A 15,759-nucleotide genomic window follows, 5' to 3' on the forward strand; every position below is an offset into this window, starting at 1 on the left:
ATAACGAAAAATAAATCATTTTTCAGATGAAAAAAATAATTATAGCAGTACAACTTTTGCTTTCGATTACCGCTTTCGGGCAAGGTTTTTTGCATAGAGATGGCCAAAATATTGTTGACGGAAACGGTAAAAATGTAATATTAAGAGGTCTTGGTTTAGGTGGCTGGATGGTTCAGGAAGGCTATATGTTACAGACACAATCTTTTGCGAGTCCACAATATCAGATTAAGCAAAAGATTCAGGAAGTTGCCGGAGAAAAAGGAATGAAAGAATTTTATGCCGCTTATAAAGCAAACGGAATCACAAAACGTGATATCGATTCGCTGGCAGCATGGGGTTTTAATTCGGTTCGTTTGCCTATGCATTATAATTTGTATACGCCATCAATTCAGGAAGAAAAAAATGGTGAAATTACCTGGATTGAAGAAGGTTTTACCATGACAGATAATTTACTGAAATGGTGTGCCGAAAATAAAATCTATCTTATTTTAGATTTACATGCGGCTCCTGGAGGACAAGGAAACGATGCTGCAATCTCTGATTACGACACTACAAAACCAGCATTGTGGCAAAGTGAAGCCAATCAGAAAAAAATGATTGCCTTATGGAAAAAATTGGCTTCACGTTACAGAGATAATCCCTGGATTGGAGCTTATGATATTATCAATGAACCAAACTGGAATTTTACAGGAACTAATAAAAACGGTTGTGACGAAAATTCAAATGGTCCATTAAGAGATTTAATGGTAGCTGTAACGAAAGCAATTCGTGAAGTTGATACAAACCACATGGTTATCATTGAAGGAAATTGCTGGGGAAATAATTACAATGGAATTTTTCCTTTATGGGATGAAAATATGGCATTGAGTTTCCATAAATATTGGAATTACAATGACAAGGAATCTATCCAGAAAATGTTGGATTACAGAATACAATACAATGTTCCGATTTGGTTGGGAGAAAGTGGAGAAAATTCTAATGTTTGGTTTAAAGATGCACTTACTCTAATGGAAACCAATAACATTGGATGGGCATTTTGGCCAATGAAAAAAATCGAAAATATTGCAGGCGTGACTTCGGTTACAAAAATTCCTGAATATGATATTCTATTGAAATATTGGAAAAATGGAGGACAAAAACCATCAGAAGATTTCGCTAAAAAAGCCCTGATGAAAATGGCAGATAATTACAAAATGAAAAACGTAACGGTTAAGCCAGATGTTATTGATGCGATGTTCAGACAAGTTCAGACTAATGATACTAAGTCCTATAAAAAAAATGTAATTCCGGGAAAAATTATGGCGACGCAATATGATTTGGGAACAAACGGATATGCGTATTCGGATAAAGATTTTGTGAATTACAGAGTGGCAACCGGAAATTTTGACCAATGGAATAAGGGAAATACTATGAGAAATGATGGTGTTGATATTTTGCCTTGTAAGGATTCAGCATCAAACGGTTATCAGGTTTCTTTTATTGAAGATGGAGAGTGGTTGCAGTTTACTTCAGAAGTTAAAAAGCAAAATACATACAAGGTTGCTATTCGTTATTCAAGTGAAAGTTCAGAAGGTAAACTTCATTTAGAAACAGAAAACGGAAATAAATCTGAAACTATTACACTTGCTCCAACAGGTGATAATAACAAATGGAAAACGGTTGTTTTATCTGGAATAAACCTGAATGCAGGAACAAATAAAATCAAAGTGGTTTTCGAAAAAGGAGGTTTTAATCTGAATTCTCTTGATTTTTCAGAAGATAAAAAAAGTGCTTCAAAATAATTAACTCAAATCAAAACAAATGAAAATTAATAGTCACATTAAGAAGTTAGGCTTTTTAGCAATTGTTTTATCATTTGTCTCTCAATCCTGCAGCGGCGGTAATGATTCTGGTGATGAAACACCGGTTATTGCGGCTCCTTCAAATCTTTCGGTTCAGGTTGATGTAATAGGTAAAACCGTTGCAAATCCTGATGGAGATGGAAGTGGAAAAGTGCATTTTACCATTAATGCAGCGAATGCCATTTCATATAAAGTTTTGATTGATGGTCAGACAAAAGACTTGACAACAGGCGATTTAACGTATGAATTTACAGCTTCAGGAACTAAAAATTATCCTATAATTGTTTCAGCTTACAATGCCGCAGGTCAATTTGTGAGTACGACAACTTCTGTTAACGTTTTTGTTGCCAGAAAAATTCTTTGGGCAGATGAATTTGATGTAGATGGTGCGCCAAATACTGCGAAATGGGGATACAATACAGGAACAGGCGATGGCTGGGGGAATAACGAATTAGAATATTACACAAGCCGACCTGAAAATGTAATTATTTCAAATGGTACTTTAAAAATTAAAGCCATTAAAGAAGAGTATATGGGCAGCCATTACACTTCAGCAAGAATGCTTACAAAAGGTAAGTTTTCATTTAAATACGGAAGAGCAGAAGTTCGTGCAAAACTACCTGTTGGCGGCGGAACATGGCCTGCATTTTGGATGTTAGGAGACAATATTGATACTGCTGGCTGGCCATTGTGTGGTGAAGTAGATATTTTAGAATCGGTTGGAAATAATCCAAATGTAAATCATTCGTCGTTGCATTCGCCCGGACGTTCAGGAAATACGCCAGACACTGCGATTATAACCGTTCCAAATTCGGCAACAGAATTTCATGTTTATGCCGCTGAGTGGTCTGCAGAAGGTATTAAGTTTTATGTAGATGATAAATTGTTTTACACCTATGCAAATAGTGCCACAACGCCTTTTAATCAAAACTTCTTTCTGATTTTGAATTTGGCAATGGGCGGGAATTTTGGAGGAACAGTTGATCCAAATTTCACGACTGCAACCTTCGAAGTCGATTACGTAAGGGTGTTTAATTAACATAAATTTCAAACTAATTTTTTTCAGTAAGACGTGGGAAACCCTAGCTTTACGAGATTAAAATTTTTTAAAGATGAAAAAGATAAATACAATTGTTTTTGTGGTAATACTGCTTTTGGTAAGCGGTTCATTTTATGGTCAAAATTTAAAGTTAATGACCTATAACATTCGTTTAGATGTAGCTTCTGATGAAGAAAATGCATGGCCAAACCGAAAGGATTATTTTACTTCTCAAATACAATTTTATAGTCCGGATATTTTTGGCGTTCAGGAAGCACTGCCAAATCAGGTTATTGATATTGCCTCGGCTTTTCCAAAATATAACAAGTTTGGAATAGGACGGGAAGAAGGAGGAACCGGAGAAGCTTGTACGATTTACTATAAAAAAGATCGTTTTAAAGTTCAGGACTCCAATACATTTTGGTTGTCAGAAACCCCAAATGTAGTTTCAAGAGGATGGGATGCCGCTTGTAACAGAGTTTGTACCTACGGGCTTTTTACCGATTTAAAAACAAAAAAAGTATTTTGGGTTTTTAATCTGCATCTGGATCATATGGGTGAAGAAGCAAGGGTAAAAGGAGTACAGTTAGTGCTTTCGAAAATTGCAGCGATTAACAGCAAAAAATATCCTGTTTTTTTAATGGGAGATTTTAATTCGGAACCTGATACCAAACAAATTGCAGAGATTAGAAAAGTGATGGATGATACAAGAGCTGTTTCTAAAGAAAAACCTTTTGGGCCATCGGGAACTTTCAACGGTTTTGAACATGATAAACCAGTAACATTATTAATAGATTACATTTTCGTTTCAAAAAATAGTGGACTAAAAATTGAAAAACACGCAGTGCTAAGTGATTCTAAAGATTTAAAATATCCTTCAGATCATTTACCTGTTTTAATAGAAATAGATTAAAAATGAAAAAGAGCACCAAAAAACTTCAAATTTTACTTTTACTGCCTCTTATTGCAGTTCAGATAAAATGTGGATCTTCAAAAAATGCAGTTGCCAATTCCGGTAAAGCAGAATCCTGGATCACCACTACAGATGAATCATCAAAATTGCAAAAACAGAACGATTTGGTTTTTAATTCAGAAACGAATTCAAACCAAACTATTTCAGTTGACGCTTCTCAGAAATTTCAAACTATCGAAGGTTTCGGATTTTCATTAACAGGTGGAAGTGCTCAGACAATTTTGAAATTGGATAAAGCGAAAAGAGAAGCATTGCTTCAGGAGCTTTTTTCGAGAAAAGAGGATGCCATCGGTTTGAGTTATTTGAGAATTAGCATTGGTGCTTCTGATTTGAATGAAACTGTTTTTTCGTATGATGATATGCCAGAAGGCCAAACCGATTTAAAACTGGAGAAATTTAATTTGGGTCCGGATTTAAAAGATGTCGTGCCCGTTTTAAAAGAGATTTTAGTCCTTAATCCGAAGATAAGAATTATGGGTTCTCCATGGTCGCCACCAGTTTGGATGAAAGACAACGGAAGCTCAAAAGGAGGAAGTTTACAACCGCAATATTATCAGGTTTATGCAGAATATTTTGTAAAATATATTCAGGCAATGAAAGCGCAGGGAATTGTAATTGATGCGATTACACCTCAAAACGAACCTTTGCATCCTGGAAATAATCCTAGTATGTACATGACAGCTGAACAGCAGGCAGAATTTATTAAAACCAATTTAGGTCCCGCTTTCGCGAAAGCAAATATTAAAACTAAAATTGTGGTTTACGATCATAATTGCAACAAACCGGAATATCCTTTGGCAATTTTAAATGACCCAAAAGCATTGCCTTTTGTTGCTGGTTCTGCATTTCATTTATATGAAGGAGATATTAGTGCTTTAAGTACTGTTCATGATGCATATCCAAACAAGGATTTATATTTTACAGAACAATATACGGGATCAAAAAGCAGTTTTGAATCAGATTTGAAATGGAGTGTAAAAAATGTTGTGATTGGTTCAATGCGTAACTGGAGCGTAAATGCGCTTTCGTGGGGATTGGCAAATGATGAATTTTACAAACCGTTTACGCCAGGCGGTTGTTCTACTTGTAAAGGTGCTTTGATGATTGATCAAAATCAAAACATCAAAAGAGAAGTTGGGTATTATATTATCGGTCATGCTTCTAAATTTGTTCCGGAAGGATCAGTAAGAATCGGAAGTAATATTATTGGAAATCTTTATAATGTCGCTTTCAAAACACCATCAGGGCAAATTGTTCTGATTGTAGAAAATGATGGAACTGTAGCAGAAACATTCAATATCAAATACAATCAAAAACAAATTTCAACTACTTTAAACGCTGGTACGGTTGCAACTTACGTTTGGTAATTCAAAATTAAATTCATGAAATTCCAAATATAAATTGGATTGAAAAATAGCGATTCCATATTCCATTAAAAAGAAATATTAACTTCATATGAAAAAATTAACCGCATTTACCTTGTTGATGGTCTCGTTTTTTGCGGCCGCACAACAGGAAACAATCGACCAGAAAGTAAATGCCTTATTGAAGAAGATGACTATTGAAGAAAAAATAGGTCAGCTTAATCAATATACAGGAGATAATTCTGCAACGGGGCCCATCACTATAAATCCAAATAAACAAGCCGAAATTAAAGCAGGTTTAGTGGGTTCGATGCTAAATATCATCGGAACAAAATATACCAGACAATATCAGGAATTAGCGATGCAATCACGTCTTAAAATTCCGTTGTTGTTTGGACAAGACGTTATTCACGGTTATAAAACAACATTTCCAATTCCGTTAGCAGAGGCTGCAAGCTGGGATTTACAAGCAATTGAACTGGCTGCCAGAGTTGCTGCAACAGAAGCATCGGCAAACGGTATTCACTGGACATTTGCTCCAATGGTAGATATTGGGCGTGACCCAAGATGGGGAAGAGTGATGGAAGGTGCCGGAGAGGATACTTATCTGGGGTCTAAAATTGCTTATGCAAGAGTAAAAGGTTTTCAGGGAAACAAATTAGGCGATTTAAATTCGGTTATGGCTTGCGTAAAACACTTTGCGGCTTATGGTGCTGCTGTTGGCGGAAGAGATTATAACTCCGTTGACATGAGCGAAAGAATGTTACTTGAAACGTATTTACCTCCTTTTAAAGCGGCTTTAGATGCTGGTGCGGCAACATTTATGAATTCATTTAATGATTTAAACGGAATTCCGGCAACAGCAAATGCTCATTTGCAGCGTGATATCTTAAAAGGAAAATGGAACTTTCAGGGATTCGTAGTTTCTGACTGGGGTTCAATTGGAGAAATGGTAGCACACGGCTATTCAAAAGACCTTAAAGAGGCAGCTTATTCAGCAATTACTGCCGGAAGCGATATGGATATGGAAAGTAATGCTTATCGATATAACCTTGCTCAATTGGTAAAAGACGGACGAGTTTCAATTGATTTAATCGACGATGCGGTGAAACGTATTTTACGTAAAAAATATGAGTTAGGCTTGTTTGATGATCCTTACAGATACTCTGATGAAAAGAGAGCAGAAAAAGCATTAAGCAATCCTGAAAACAGAAAAGCAGCATTAGAAGTAGCTGAAAAAAGTATTGTTTTGTTAAAGAATGAAAACCAGACTTTACCACTTTCTAAAAGTGTAAAAACAATTGCTTTTATTGGTCCAATGGTAAAAGAGTACAAAGCCAATATGGGGTTTTGGTCCGTTGAGCTGCCAGATGTAAATTATGATAAATGGGTTATTTCACAATGGGATGGGTTGCAAAATAAAGTGAGTAAAAACACTAAATTATTGTATGCTAAAGGTTGTGAAGTGGATGGAGACAACAAAAATGGTTTTGCTGAAGCTGTTGCAACTGCAAAACAAGCAGATGTTGTTATTTTGAGTATTGGCGAAAGACGCGACATGAGTGGTGAGGCAAAAAGCCGAAGCGATCTTCATTTGCCAGGTGTTCAGGAAGATTTAGTAAAGGCGATTCAGGCAACAGGAAAACCGGTTGTCGTTTTAATTAATGCGGGCAGACCACTTATTTTTAACTGGACTGCAGATAATGTTCCGGCAATCGTTTATACGTGGTGGTTAGGAACTGAAGCGGGAAATGCAATCGCCAATGTTTTATTTGGAGATTATAATCCGTCTGGAAAATTGCCTATGACTTTCCCGAGAGAAGTGGGGCAGGTGCCAATTTATTATAATCATTTCAGCACAGGAAGACCAGCTAAAGATGAAGATTCTAAAAATTATGTTTCGGCTTATATCGATTTAAAAAACTCACCTAAATTTCCTTTCGGATATGGTTTGAGTTATACGAAATTTGATTATACAGGTTTGAAATTATCTTCAACAAAAATCAAAAGCAACGAAACGATTAAAGTTTCTTTTCAATTATCAAATGTTGGAAAAGTTGCCGGAGAAGAAGTAGTTCAATTGTATTTAAAAGACAAATTTGGATCTGTTGTAAGACCAGTTTTAGAATTGAGAGATTTCCAAAAAGTAAAATTAAATGCAGGAGAATCTAAAACAATTGAATTCACAATTGACAAAGAGAAACTTTCTTTCTACAATAATAAATTAGAATGGGGTGCTGAATCAGGAGATTTCGAAGTAATGATCGGAGCTTCGTCGGCAGATATTAAACTAAGATCTGACTTTGAATTAGTACAATAGAGTAAAGTCAATTAAAATTGGCGTTATGGATTTTATAACGGTTTTGGATTATTTCAAAACGGTATTTATAAAATCCATAGCGCCAATTCCTTTATAGGTTGCATACAATGCTTTATCAAAAGCTTCGCGTTTTGCTTTTTTATCTTTTGCATTATTTTCAACAATCATCTCGTTAAAAATCTTTTCCTGCTCTTGACTATATTTTATGGATTCTTCTAAAAGATATGTTTTAGAAACAAATCCGAAGGAAGTCCAGATTTTAGTTCTGATTTTTTGATTTATATTTTTTAACGGATTGGTACTCATATCTTTTGCATTGACTTTTCTAAAAAATAACAAATAATTTAAATGTGTTATAATGACGCAATGTACTTATTTTTTTTAAATTTGATTTTAATTTTAAGTTAAAATTGTAATCCACACACTTCTTTATTAAGCACATGTTTTTATTGATTTCTTATTTTGGATTCCAAGAAAGGTTTGGTTCTGTAAAAATGAATTAAATTGCAACGTTATTCGCAGCAAAAAAATGTATTTAATTGAAATTGAATGTTAAAAGACATTATAGAAAACAATCAAAATTACCAACCCGGACTGTCGATCGACTGTGTTATTTTTGGCTTTCATGACAATCAGCTTAAGGTTTTATTGATTAAAATTCCACATAGTGAAACGTGGTCTTTGCCCGGTGGATTTATTCCGATTGATCAGGATATTGACGTTGCGGCGGTCACGGTTTTGAACGAAAGAACTGGAGTTGATGGTGTTTTTTTAAGACAATTTGCGACTTTTGGAAAAGTAAAACGTAACGACCAGCACTTTGATAAAAAGGTATTGGAATATTTACAAATTGAAGAAGAAAAAGGGAAATGGCTCATGCGTCGTTTTGTTACGATTGGATATTATGCTTTAGTTGATTTTTTAAAAACAATTCCCAAGCCGGCAAACAAAGATGAAGTGATTGAATGGATTGATCATAAAGAAGTTCCTGAACTTATTCTGGATCACAAAGAAATTCTGGACAAAGCCTTAGATACCTTGAGAATAGAATTAAATTTAATGCCAATTGGTTATAACTTATTGCCAGAGAAATTCACCATTCCTGAACTTCAAAAATTGTATGAAACAATATTGGATAAAAAACTGGACAGAAGAAATTTTCTCCGAAAAATAACCAATATTGGAATCTTGACAAAACTCGACGAAAAGAAAAGTAACGTTGCTCACAAAGCACCAAATTTGTATACTTTTGATAAAGATAAATACGAAGAAGTCCTTAAAAACGGTTTGAATCAAGGTTGGTAAAATTAAGGTTTAACTTTAAAAATAACGATTATGGTCTCAATTGAAACATTTAGACAATTAGCGATGTCGTTTCCGAATGCAACAGAAGAGCCACATTTTGAGAAAACTTCTTTTCGTGTCAACAAGAAAATCTTCGCCACTTTTGATGAAAAAAATAATCGGGCAGTTTTAAAATTAAACGAAATTGATCAATCTGTTTTTTGTGCTTCTAGTGAAATGATTTTTTACCCAATTCAAAATAAATGGGGCAAACAAGGCTGGACAATCGTAGAACTTTCAAAAGTAAGACCAGAAATGTTCGAAGATGCCTTGATACGATCTTATGAAAATGTAATTACAAAAAAGAAATAATTTTCTACCTGACGATAGTTCTAAAAGTCAAATTTACTCGAGGTTTTAATGTTGTTTTGGTTGGCGGTAAACGATGGAGCCAATGCGTTTGTGTAGTATCTTTCATGACCAACAAACTTCCATGTTCTAAAATTAAAGAAACAACTTCTTTAGTTTCTTTGTGTTTGAAAGCAAACTTACGTTCAGCACCAAAACTAACCGAACCAATTGCTCCATTCTTTTTTAAATCTTTTTCGGCATCGCTGTGCCAGGCCATTCCTTCATCACCGGAATGATATAAATTCAATAAACAGGAGTTGAAAGTTTCGCTGGTTTTTTCCTCAATAATTGCTTTTAATTCTAATAATTCCTTCGTCCACGGAAGTGCTTTTTTAGTAGTATTCGAATACGTATATTCAAAACCAGAATCTCCGTACCACGCCACTTTTCGTTTGGTCAAAATTAATTTCCCGAAGATTATCGCTTCGTCATTTTTCCATTCGATAGTATTCAAAAGCACTTCTAAATAATGATTTGAATCTTCTCTGGAGAATAATTTTCCGTAATAATTCACCGTTCCATCTTTCGGAAGTAAATTGGTAGTTTCGTCTGTATGCGGATTAAATAGGTCCATTTTTCCAGTTTTGATATTCGGTTTTCATGCAATGTCCGCAAGGTCTGAAACTATTTTGTCTTGCTTCATTTTCAGATAAAAAGAAAACCCGATTTTCGCGTTTCATTCTTTTTCCTGAAGAACATTTTAGTGTTCCGTATATTTTTAGTTTTCGGTTTCCACCAAAGCAAATTTCCGCATTTTTAATTTTATTTCGGAGGTCGGAGTCGGGAATTTTATCGTGATGGATCATTTATTTATTAGATTTTTATTTGGAAAGGCGCACAACTGTGTATCATTCGTACGAATTAATCTCGCAAAGACGCAGAGTCGCAAAGGTATAATCCTGGCTAACGTTTTAAGTTTTTTTAAGGAGTTTGATTTTATTTACAAATCCTTATTAATCTTAATGTTTAAATATAAACTTTGCGACTCTGCGTCTTTGCGAGATTAAATTTATCACGACAGGGCATCATGAAAAATAATCCCCAACGTATGCCTTTCACCCGAATGAATTTCGCTCACGCCATGTTTCATATTAACGCGATAATATCCTTTTGATCCTTTTACTGGTCTGAAATTTGTCGTAAAAACCAAAACGTCACCTTTTTTGGGTTTCAAAACAATCGCTTTTGATTGCGCTCTTGGCGTTTGCTGCGTTAAGACAAATTCGCCACCTGTGAAATCTTCATCGGGTTCGTTTAGGAAAAGGACTATTTGAATAGGAAAATATACATCTCCGTATAAATCCTGATGCAGAGTATTAAAACCACTTTTACCATATTTTAAAATTAAGACAGTTGCTTTTAGTTGATTGTTTTCATGACATTGCTTTAATAATTCGTCATGTGATTCGGGAAAAAAGGTATTGATATTTAATACTTTCATCCACGCATTTGCAATTGGTGCCAGTTTTGGATAAATCGAAGAACGAATGCTTTGAATCAAATCCGGAAGCGGATAATTAAAGTATTTGTATTCGCCCAAACCAAATCGATAGCGTTCCATAACAACTGTTTTTCGATATAAATTTGGATTATCGTAATCGAATTTTAAATCTTCACATTGCTCGTTGGCAAGCACATTTGGAATAATTGCGTATCCATTTTCGTGCATAGATTCGGTGATGCTTTCCCAGTTTTGAGAAGCAATTTTTGATTGTATATTTTGCATTTTAAGATGTTGCTATTTCGCAGAAAATAGAAGATAATTCTTCAGGTTGACTAAAAAAAGGAGAGTGGCTGGTTTCCATTTGATATACTTTCTGGCAAACGGTTTCCGTATACATTTTTCTTTGGATAAAAGGTGTTACCTCTTTATCTTCAGTACATTCTATATAAAACCTTGGAACACTTCCATATTTTTCTTCCGATAATTCTAAAGCTGTAATACCAGATTCTACAGATTCGTGACTTAATAGTAATTTTGCGAGTTCAGTAATTGTTTCATCACAATCATGATAAAGTCCTTCCTTGTAAATTTCTGGTTGTAGAGTATGGGCATTTAATTCAGGATATCTGGTTACAAATGGTTTTAAAACACCATTGATATCCTGAGCAGAATATTCACTTTGAGTTTTACCATTCGGAATTAGATAAGCGGCTAAGTAAATTAATTTTTCAATTTTATCTGAACGATATTCTGCAGCCTGAGAGATCATGATTCCATTTTTGCTATGACCAACAAGTATAACTTTAGAATCTAAAGTGTCAATTAATTCGCAAATTGATGCTACAGATTTTTGAAATGTTACTTCATTGATTGGAGTTTTATCTCTTCCCATTCCTGGTAAATCAATTGCAATTACTCTGTGACCTTTGCTTTCTAAAATTGGAATTACTTTATGCCAATTCCATGAACTATGCCACGAACCATGTATTAAAATGAATGTTTTCATGTCTTAAATATTTAAAATTATAAGACAAAATTACCTTCGAAGTCAGTATAATAAAATCCGTTTCTTGCTCAATTATAAATTGCTTTGCGCACCTTCCCAGCCGATAATTGCTGTTTTTCGGGTATTTCCCCACATATAACCACCAAAAGTTCCTGTAGATTGAATAACGCGATGGCATGGAATCAAAAATGCCACAGGATTACTTCCAATTGCAGTTCCGACAGCTCGTGAAGCATTTGGTTTGTCAATTTGATGTGCAATAGAGCCGTAGGTTGACAATTGCCCCATTGGAATTTTAAGCAGCGTTTCCCAAACTTTCAATTGAAAATCAGTTCCTTTTAAATGCAGTTTGATTTCAGATAATTTGCTCCAGTCGTTTTGAAAAATAAATAAGGCATTTTGCTGTACCAAATCTAATTTTCTTGAGAATGCTGCGTTGGGAAATTTGTATTTTAAATTTTCAAAACCGAGTTCTTCACTTTCGGCAAAAGCCATAAAACAAACCCCTTTTTGCGTTGAAGCCACAATAATATTTCCAAACGGACTTTCGGCAAAGCTGAAATTGATTTCTAAATTTTTTCCGCCGTTTTTATATTCCGCCGGAGTCATACCTTCAATGTTAACGAATAAATCATGCAGACGGCTGGTTCCGGAAAGCCCGGTATCGAAAGCGGCGTCAAATAAAGTGGCCTGATTGTCTTCTTTCAGGATTTTTTTAGCATGTTCGACACTAATATATTGCAAAAACTTTTTCGGACTTGTGCCGGCCCATTCGGTAAACAAACGCTGAAAGTGAAACGGACTCAAATGCACTTTTTCAGCAACCTCATCAAGATTGGGCTGTGCTTTAAAATTAGCTTTGATATAATCGATCGCATCTGCGATCCGATTATAATTAATGTTTTCTTGTGTGTTCATTTCTTTCAATTTTATAATGCAAATATCGACCTGTTTTTGCAGGGATAAAATCCGAAACTTGCTTTATTTTAATCACATAGGAGAGCGAAGATTTTATGCAAAGTTTGCGATGTTTTTTGCTCGCAAGGTCACAAGGTTTGCGAAATATTGTCATCCTGATAAAGGAAGGACCGCATTAGAAACTCCGCAAAGATTGGAAATTGTTTCTAAATATAATTCGTGTATTTCTTCTAAATGATGCTTCTTAAAATTGAAAATTAATGTGCCGTAGTTTTAGAAAAGACATTTATGATTACAACACCAATCATAATTAATGCCAATCCAATAATAGCCGGTAAATCCGGAATTTGTTTAAAAAAGACAGCACCAATAATAGTAATTAATACAATTCCAACACCGGACCAAATAGCATACGCAATTCCAACCGGAATAGTTCTAATTGCAAAACTCAAAAAGTAAAAAGCTCCAAAATATCCAATAAAAGTAATGATGCTCGGAATTAGTTGTGTAAACTGCTCTGATTTTTTTAATGCCGAAGTGGTTATGATTTCGAATATAATAGCTATTCCTAAAAAGAAGAAGTTTTTCATATTTTACGTTTTTTTACAAAGTTAATCTTTGTATGGCAACGAATGCTTTAATTTTTCTATTTCAAATTAGTATTTAAATTCTTATTATAATAAAAACAAAATTACATTACTTCAATTAATCTGTATTTTAATTGATCATGATAGAATGCTGTATGCAAAGTCAATTCAGTTTCGATGTTGTCGTTGGTAAATAGTTTTGCTTCAATTCCAAAACCTTCTGTAGTATCATATTTAAAGACACTAAATTTGGATTCTAAAATTTTTAATTTAGGAAAGGCTGCAGTTTTAAAGTAGTCAAACAATTCTTCTTTGATTTCACCAAGCACTGCGGGTTTAATTCCGAATTTAGTTTCTAAATTGTTAGCATTCATTAAATTAATTTCATGGACTAATTCACAATTTAATTTGAAAGCTATTTTTGAAATTTCTTGTTCTGTCATGAGAAATATTATTTATTTCTTTCCTATTTTTCTTTTTCTTTTTTGGCCTTTTCCTCTTCTTTAAGTCTTTTTTCTTCTTCGTGTTTTTTGGTAAGTTCTTCTTTTTTAATTTTTGCCGTTGCAATTTGGCTTTGAAAATTTTGAATTTTTTTTGAACTTTTTTCTATATCAGTTTTTGATTGGAGTACCTTTTCTTCAGACTTTGCAATTTCCTTTTTTGATTTTTCTATTTTTTTTGAAAGATCTGTGTTGTTTTCAGAATTTTTTTCAAGAGAAGCTAATTCTTCTTGTTTCGATTTTAATTCGGCTTCCTTTTCCGTTGATTTGGTTTGTAGTTTTTTTAGCTTTCTTTCTTCATTTGCCAGTTTATCTTCTGACGTTTGAATGTTATTAAGATTACGGGCAATATCGCGCTGTTGCTGTTGTTGCCACATAAACATTTGGTTTTGCTGTCTGACCATGGCATTGTTAGACTGCATTTGTCTTTGCATACTTGATTGCGCAGTTGAAAAAAAAGGTAAAAGCGTAAGTAACATTAAAATTAGGCGTGTTCTCATAATTTGGCAGGTATTGGGAATTTTAATTTCAAAAGTAACGCTTAAAATTAAGAGTCGTGTATATTATCTGATTAAAATTAAGCTCTTGATTTATGTGGCACGCCCTAATTATTTTAGATTGTAGATTTCTGATTTTAGATTAAAAACAAAACCCGACAGATTTTAAAATCTGTCGGGTTTGAAGTATGTAAGTAGATAAATCTAAAATTTACTAGTATCTGTAGTATTCTGGTTTGAATGGACCTTCAACCGGAACGCCAATATAAGCAGCCTGATCGTCACGTAAAGTTTCTAATTCAACGCCTAATTTAGCTAAGTGCAAAGCAGCAACTTTTTCATCTAAATGTTTTGGCAACATATAAACGTCATTGTTGTAAGCAGCACTGTTTTTCCATAATTCGATTTGAGCTAAAGTTTGGTTTGTAAATGAGTTACTCATTACAAAACTTGGGTGACCTGTAGCACAACCAAGGTTTACTAAACGACCTTCAGCCAAAATGATTATATCTTTTCCAGCGATAGTATATTTGTCAACCTGAGGTTTGATTTCGATTTTAGATGCACCGTGGTTTTTGTTCAACCAGGCCATATCAATTTCGTTATCAAAGTGTCCGATGTTACAAACAACAGTTTTGTCTTTCATTTGCTCGAAATGACTTCCAAGAACGATATCTTTATTTCCTGTAGTTGTAATGATGATATCAGCATTAGCAATTACAGTGTTTAATTTTTTAACTTCATAACCGTCCATTGCAGCTTGTAAAGCACAAATTGGGTCAATTTCAGTAACTGTTACGATAGATCCAGCACCTCTGAAAGAAGCAGCAGTTCCTTTTCCAACATCACCGTATCCACAAACGATAACTCTTTTTCCAGCTAACATTAAGTCAGTTGCACGACGTACAGCATCTACAGCAGATTCTTTACAACCGTATTTGTTATCAAATTTAGATTTAGTAACAGAGTCATTAATGTTGATAGCAGGCATTGGTAAAGTTCCGGCTTTTACTCTTTCGTAAAGTCTGTGAACTCCAGTTGTAGTTTCTTCAGATAATCCTTTGATTCCAGGAACCAATTCTGGGAAACGGTCAATAACCATGTTTGTTAAATCTCCACCATCATCAAGAATCATGTTCAATGGTTTTCTGTCTTCACCAAAGAATAAAGTTTGCTCAATACACCAGTCAAATGATTGCTCATCAAGACCTTTCCAGGCATAAACCTGAATTCCGGCAGCAGCAATAGCAGCAGCAGCCTGATCCTGAGTAGAGAAAATATTACAAGATGACCAAGTAACTTCAGCACCAAGAGCAATTAAAGTTTCGATCAAAACAGCAGTTTGAATCGTCATGTGCAAACATCCAGCGATACGAGCACCTGCAAGAGGTTGTTCGTCTTTATATTCAGCACGAAGTGCCATTAAGCCAGGCATTTCAGCTTCAGCTAGTTCAATTTCTTTTCTTCCCCAAGCCGCTAGAGAAATGTCTTTTACTTTGAAAGCCACAAAAGGCGTAGTTGTAGTACTCATTTATAGTATATTTGTATATTGTAAAATTTTTGCAAATTTACGGA

At 34.5% G+C, this 15,759-nt stretch carries 17 protein-coding genes; 7 read left to right on the top strand and 10 right to left on the bottom strand.

Features of this window, described 5'->3' with window-relative positions; genetic code table 11:
• Positions 1-26 precede the first annotated feature (26 nt).
• From ASC72_RS10020 to ASC72_RS10040, 5 genes are all read left to right on the top strand, one after another.
• Positions 27-1,781 (top strand): cellulase family glycosylhydrolase, encoded by a 1,755-nt coding sequence (locus tag ASC72_RS10020; protein WP_056190346.1) that lies wholly within the window; start codon positions 27-29, stop codon positions 1,779-1,781.
• Between the two features lie 19 nt (positions 1,782-1,800).
• Positions 1,801-2,880, top strand: a complete 1,080-nt coding sequence (locus ASC72_RS10025; RefSeq protein WP_056190348.1) for a glycoside hydrolase family 16 protein — start codon at positions 1,801-1,803, stop codon at positions 2,878-2,880.
• Between the two features lie 73 nt (positions 2,881-2,953).
• The gene (locus tag ASC72_RS10030; RefSeq protein ID WP_056190350.1) at positions 2,954-3,793 is read left to right on the top strand and encodes an endonuclease/exonuclease/phosphatase family protein; all 840 of its coding nucleotides are present in this window, start codon (positions 2,954-2,956) and stop codon (positions 3,791-3,793) included.
• 2 nt (positions 3,794-3,795) lie between these two features.
• A complete protein-coding gene (locus tag ASC72_RS10035) occupies positions 3,796-5,220 on the top strand; it encodes a glycoside hydrolase family 30 beta sandwich domain-containing protein (RefSeq protein ID WP_056190352.1) in 1,425 nt (474 codons plus the stop codon).
• 88 nt (positions 5,221-5,308) lie between these two features.
• Positions 5,309-7,537: a glycoside hydrolase family 3 N-terminal domain-containing protein gene (locus tag ASC72_RS10040; protein ID WP_056190353.1), complete on the top strand. Its 2,229-nt coding sequence runs from the start codon at positions 5,309-5,311 to the stop codon at positions 7,535-7,537.
• A 48-nt stretch (positions 7,538-7,585) separates the two neighbouring features.
• On the opposite strand, the gene ASC72_RS10045 is transcribed toward ASC72_RS10040, so the two are convergent.
• Entirely contained in the window at positions 7,586-7,843 is a 258-nt protein-coding gene (locus ASC72_RS10045) for a hypothetical protein (protein ID WP_056190355.1), read from the bottom strand.
• 243 nt (positions 7,844-8,086) lie between these two features.
• Between ASC72_RS10045 and ASC72_RS10050 the strand changes: the two genes are divergently transcribed.
• Both ASC72_RS10050 and ASC72_RS10055 read left to right on the top strand, forming a co-directional pair.
• The gene (locus ASC72_RS10050; RefSeq protein ID WP_056190357.1) at positions 8,087-8,842 is read left to right on the top strand and encodes an NUDIX domain-containing protein; all 756 of its coding nucleotides are present in this window, start codon (positions 8,087-8,089) and stop codon (positions 8,840-8,842) included.
• 30 nt (positions 8,843-8,872) lie between these two features.
• Entirely contained in the window at positions 8,873-9,193 is a 321-nt protein-coding gene (locus ASC72_RS10055) for an MmcQ/YjbR family DNA-binding protein (protein WP_056190359.1), read from the top strand.
• Positions 9,194-9,197: 4 nt separating this feature from the next.
• Here the strand turns inward: ASC72_RS10055 and ASC72_RS10060 are convergent, their stop codons facing one another.
• The 9 genes from ASC72_RS10060 to ahcY all read right to left on the bottom strand — a co-directional run bounded on the left by ASC72_RS10060 (position 9,198) and on the right by ahcY (position 15,715).
• On the bottom strand, positions 9,198-9,806 hold the full coding sequence (locus tag ASC72_RS10060) for an alpha-ketoglutarate-dependent dioxygenase AlkB (RefSeq protein WP_056190361.1): 609 nt from the start codon (positions 9,804-9,806) through the stop codon (positions 9,198-9,200).
• Entirely contained in the window at positions 9,793-10,038 is a 246-nt protein-coding gene (locus ASC72_RS10065) for an Ada metal-binding domain-containing protein (RefSeq protein ID WP_056190363.1), read from the bottom strand. The genes ASC72_RS10060 and ASC72_RS10065 overlap by 14 nt, the downstream gene beginning before the upstream one ends.
• A 206-nt stretch (positions 10,039-10,244) precedes the next feature.
• Positions 10,245-10,958 (bottom strand): 2OG-Fe(II) oxygenase, encoded by a 714-nt coding sequence (locus ASC72_RS10070; RefSeq protein ID WP_056190365.1) that lies wholly within the window; start codon positions 10,956-10,958, stop codon positions 10,245-10,247.
• A 1-nt stretch (position 10,959) separates the two neighbouring features.
• Positions 10,960-11,682, bottom strand: coding sequence for an alpha/beta fold hydrolase (locus ASC72_RS10075; protein WP_056190367.1), 723 nt, complete (start codon positions 11,680-11,682; stop codon positions 10,960-10,962).
• A 72-nt stretch (positions 11,683-11,754) separates the two neighbouring features.
• Positions 11,755-12,600: a methylated-DNA--[protein]-cysteine S-methyltransferase gene (locus ASC72_RS10080; protein WP_056190369.1), complete on the bottom strand. Its 846-nt coding sequence runs from the start codon at positions 12,598-12,600 to the stop codon at positions 11,755-11,757.
• A 257-nt stretch (positions 12,601-12,857) separates the two neighbouring features.
• Positions 12,858-13,190 carry a multidrug efflux SMR transporter gene (locus ASC72_RS10085; protein ID WP_056190371.1) on the bottom strand — a complete coding sequence of 111 codons (333 nt, stop codon included), beginning with the start codon at positions 13,188-13,190 and terminating at the stop codon, positions 12,858-12,860.
• A gap of 101 nt (positions 13,191-13,291) precedes the next feature.
• Positions 13,292-13,630, bottom strand: a complete 339-nt coding sequence (locus ASC72_RS10090; RefSeq protein WP_056190373.1) for a hypothetical protein — start codon at positions 13,628-13,630, stop codon at positions 13,292-13,294.
• A 23-nt stretch (positions 13,631-13,653) separates the two neighbouring features.
• On the bottom strand, positions 13,654-14,166 hold the full coding sequence (locus ASC72_RS10095; RefSeq protein ID WP_131725804.1) for a hypothetical protein: 513 nt from the start codon (positions 14,164-14,166) through the stop codon (positions 13,654-13,656).
• A gap of 232 nt (positions 14,167-14,398) precedes the next feature.
• Positions 14,399-15,715, bottom strand: coding sequence for an adenosylhomocysteinase (gene ahcY, locus ASC72_RS10100; RefSeq protein ID WP_041516432.1), 1,317 nt, complete (start codon positions 15,713-15,715; stop codon positions 14,399-14,401).
• Positions 15,716-15,759 lie beyond the last annotated feature (44 nt).

This window comes from Flavobacterium sp. Root420 (assembly GCF_001427905.1).
Lineage (GTDB): Bacteria > Bacteroidota > Bacteroidia > Flavobacteriales > Flavobacteriaceae > Flavobacterium.

What these genes read in the sequence shown, in the direction of transcription:
- ASC72_RS10020 (WP_056190346.1), top strand. Translation starts at nt 27, where the DNA reads ATGAAAAAAATAATTATAGCAGTACAACTTTTGCTTTCGATTACCGCT.
- ASC72_RS10025 (WP_056190348.1), top strand. Translation starts at nt 1,801, where the DNA reads ATGAAAATTAATAGTCACATTAAGAAGTTAGGCTTTTTAGCAATTGTT.
- ASC72_RS10030 (WP_056190350.1), top strand. Translation starts at nt 2,954, where the DNA reads ATGAAAAAGATAAATACAATTGTTTTTGTGGTAATACTGCTTTTGGTA.
- ASC72_RS10035 (WP_056190352.1), top strand. Translation starts at nt 3,796, where the DNA reads ATGAAAAAGAGCACCAAAAAACTTCAAATTTTACTTTTACTGCCTCTT.
- ASC72_RS10040 (WP_056190353.1), top strand. Translation starts at nt 5,309, where the DNA reads ATGAAAAAATTAACCGCATTTACCTTGTTGATGGTCTCGTTTTTTGCG.
- ASC72_RS10045 (WP_056190355.1), bottom strand. Translation starts at nt 7,843, where the DNA reads ATGAGTACCAATCCGTTAAAAAATATAAATCAAAAAATCAGAACTAAA.
- ASC72_RS10050 (WP_056190357.1), top strand. Translation starts at nt 8,087, where the DNA reads ATGTTAAAAGACATTATAGAAAACAATCAAAATTACCAACCCGGACTG.
- ASC72_RS10055 (WP_056190359.1), top strand. Translation starts at nt 8,873, where the DNA reads ATGGTCTCAATTGAAACATTTAGACAATTAGCGATGTCGTTTCCGAAT.
- ASC72_RS10060 (WP_056190361.1), bottom strand. Translation starts at nt 9,806, where the DNA reads ATGGACCTATTTAATCCGCATACAGACGAAACTACCAATTTACTTCCG.
- ASC72_RS10065 (WP_056190363.1), bottom strand. Translation starts at nt 10,038, where the DNA reads ATGATCCATCACGATAAAATTCCCGACTCCGACCTCCGAAATAAAATT.
- ASC72_RS10070 (WP_056190365.1), bottom strand. Translation starts at nt 10,958, where the DNA reads ATGCAAAATATACAATCAAAAATTGCTTCTCAAAACTGGGAAAGCATC.
- ASC72_RS10075 (WP_056190367.1), bottom strand. Translation starts at nt 11,682, where the DNA reads ATGAAAACATTCATTTTAATACATGGTTCGTGGCATAGTTCATGGAAT.
- ASC72_RS10080 (WP_056190369.1), bottom strand. Translation starts at nt 12,600, where the DNA reads ATGAACACACAAGAAAACATTAATTATAATCGGATCGCAGATGCGATC.
- ASC72_RS10085 (WP_056190371.1), bottom strand. Translation starts at nt 13,190, where the DNA reads ATGAAAAACTTCTTCTTTTTAGGAATAGCTATTATATTCGAAATCATA.
- ASC72_RS10090 (WP_056190373.1), bottom strand. Translation starts at nt 13,630, where the DNA reads ATGACAGAACAAGAAATTTCAAAAATAGCTTTCAAATTAAATTGTGAA.
- ASC72_RS10095 (WP_131725804.1), bottom strand. Translation starts at nt 14,166, where the DNA reads ATGTTACTTACGCTTTTACCTTTTTTTTCAACTGCGCAATCAAGTATG.
- ahcY (WP_041516432.1), bottom strand. Translation starts at nt 15,715, where the DNA reads ATGAGTACTACAACTACGCCTTTTGTGGCTTTCAAAGTAAAAGACATT.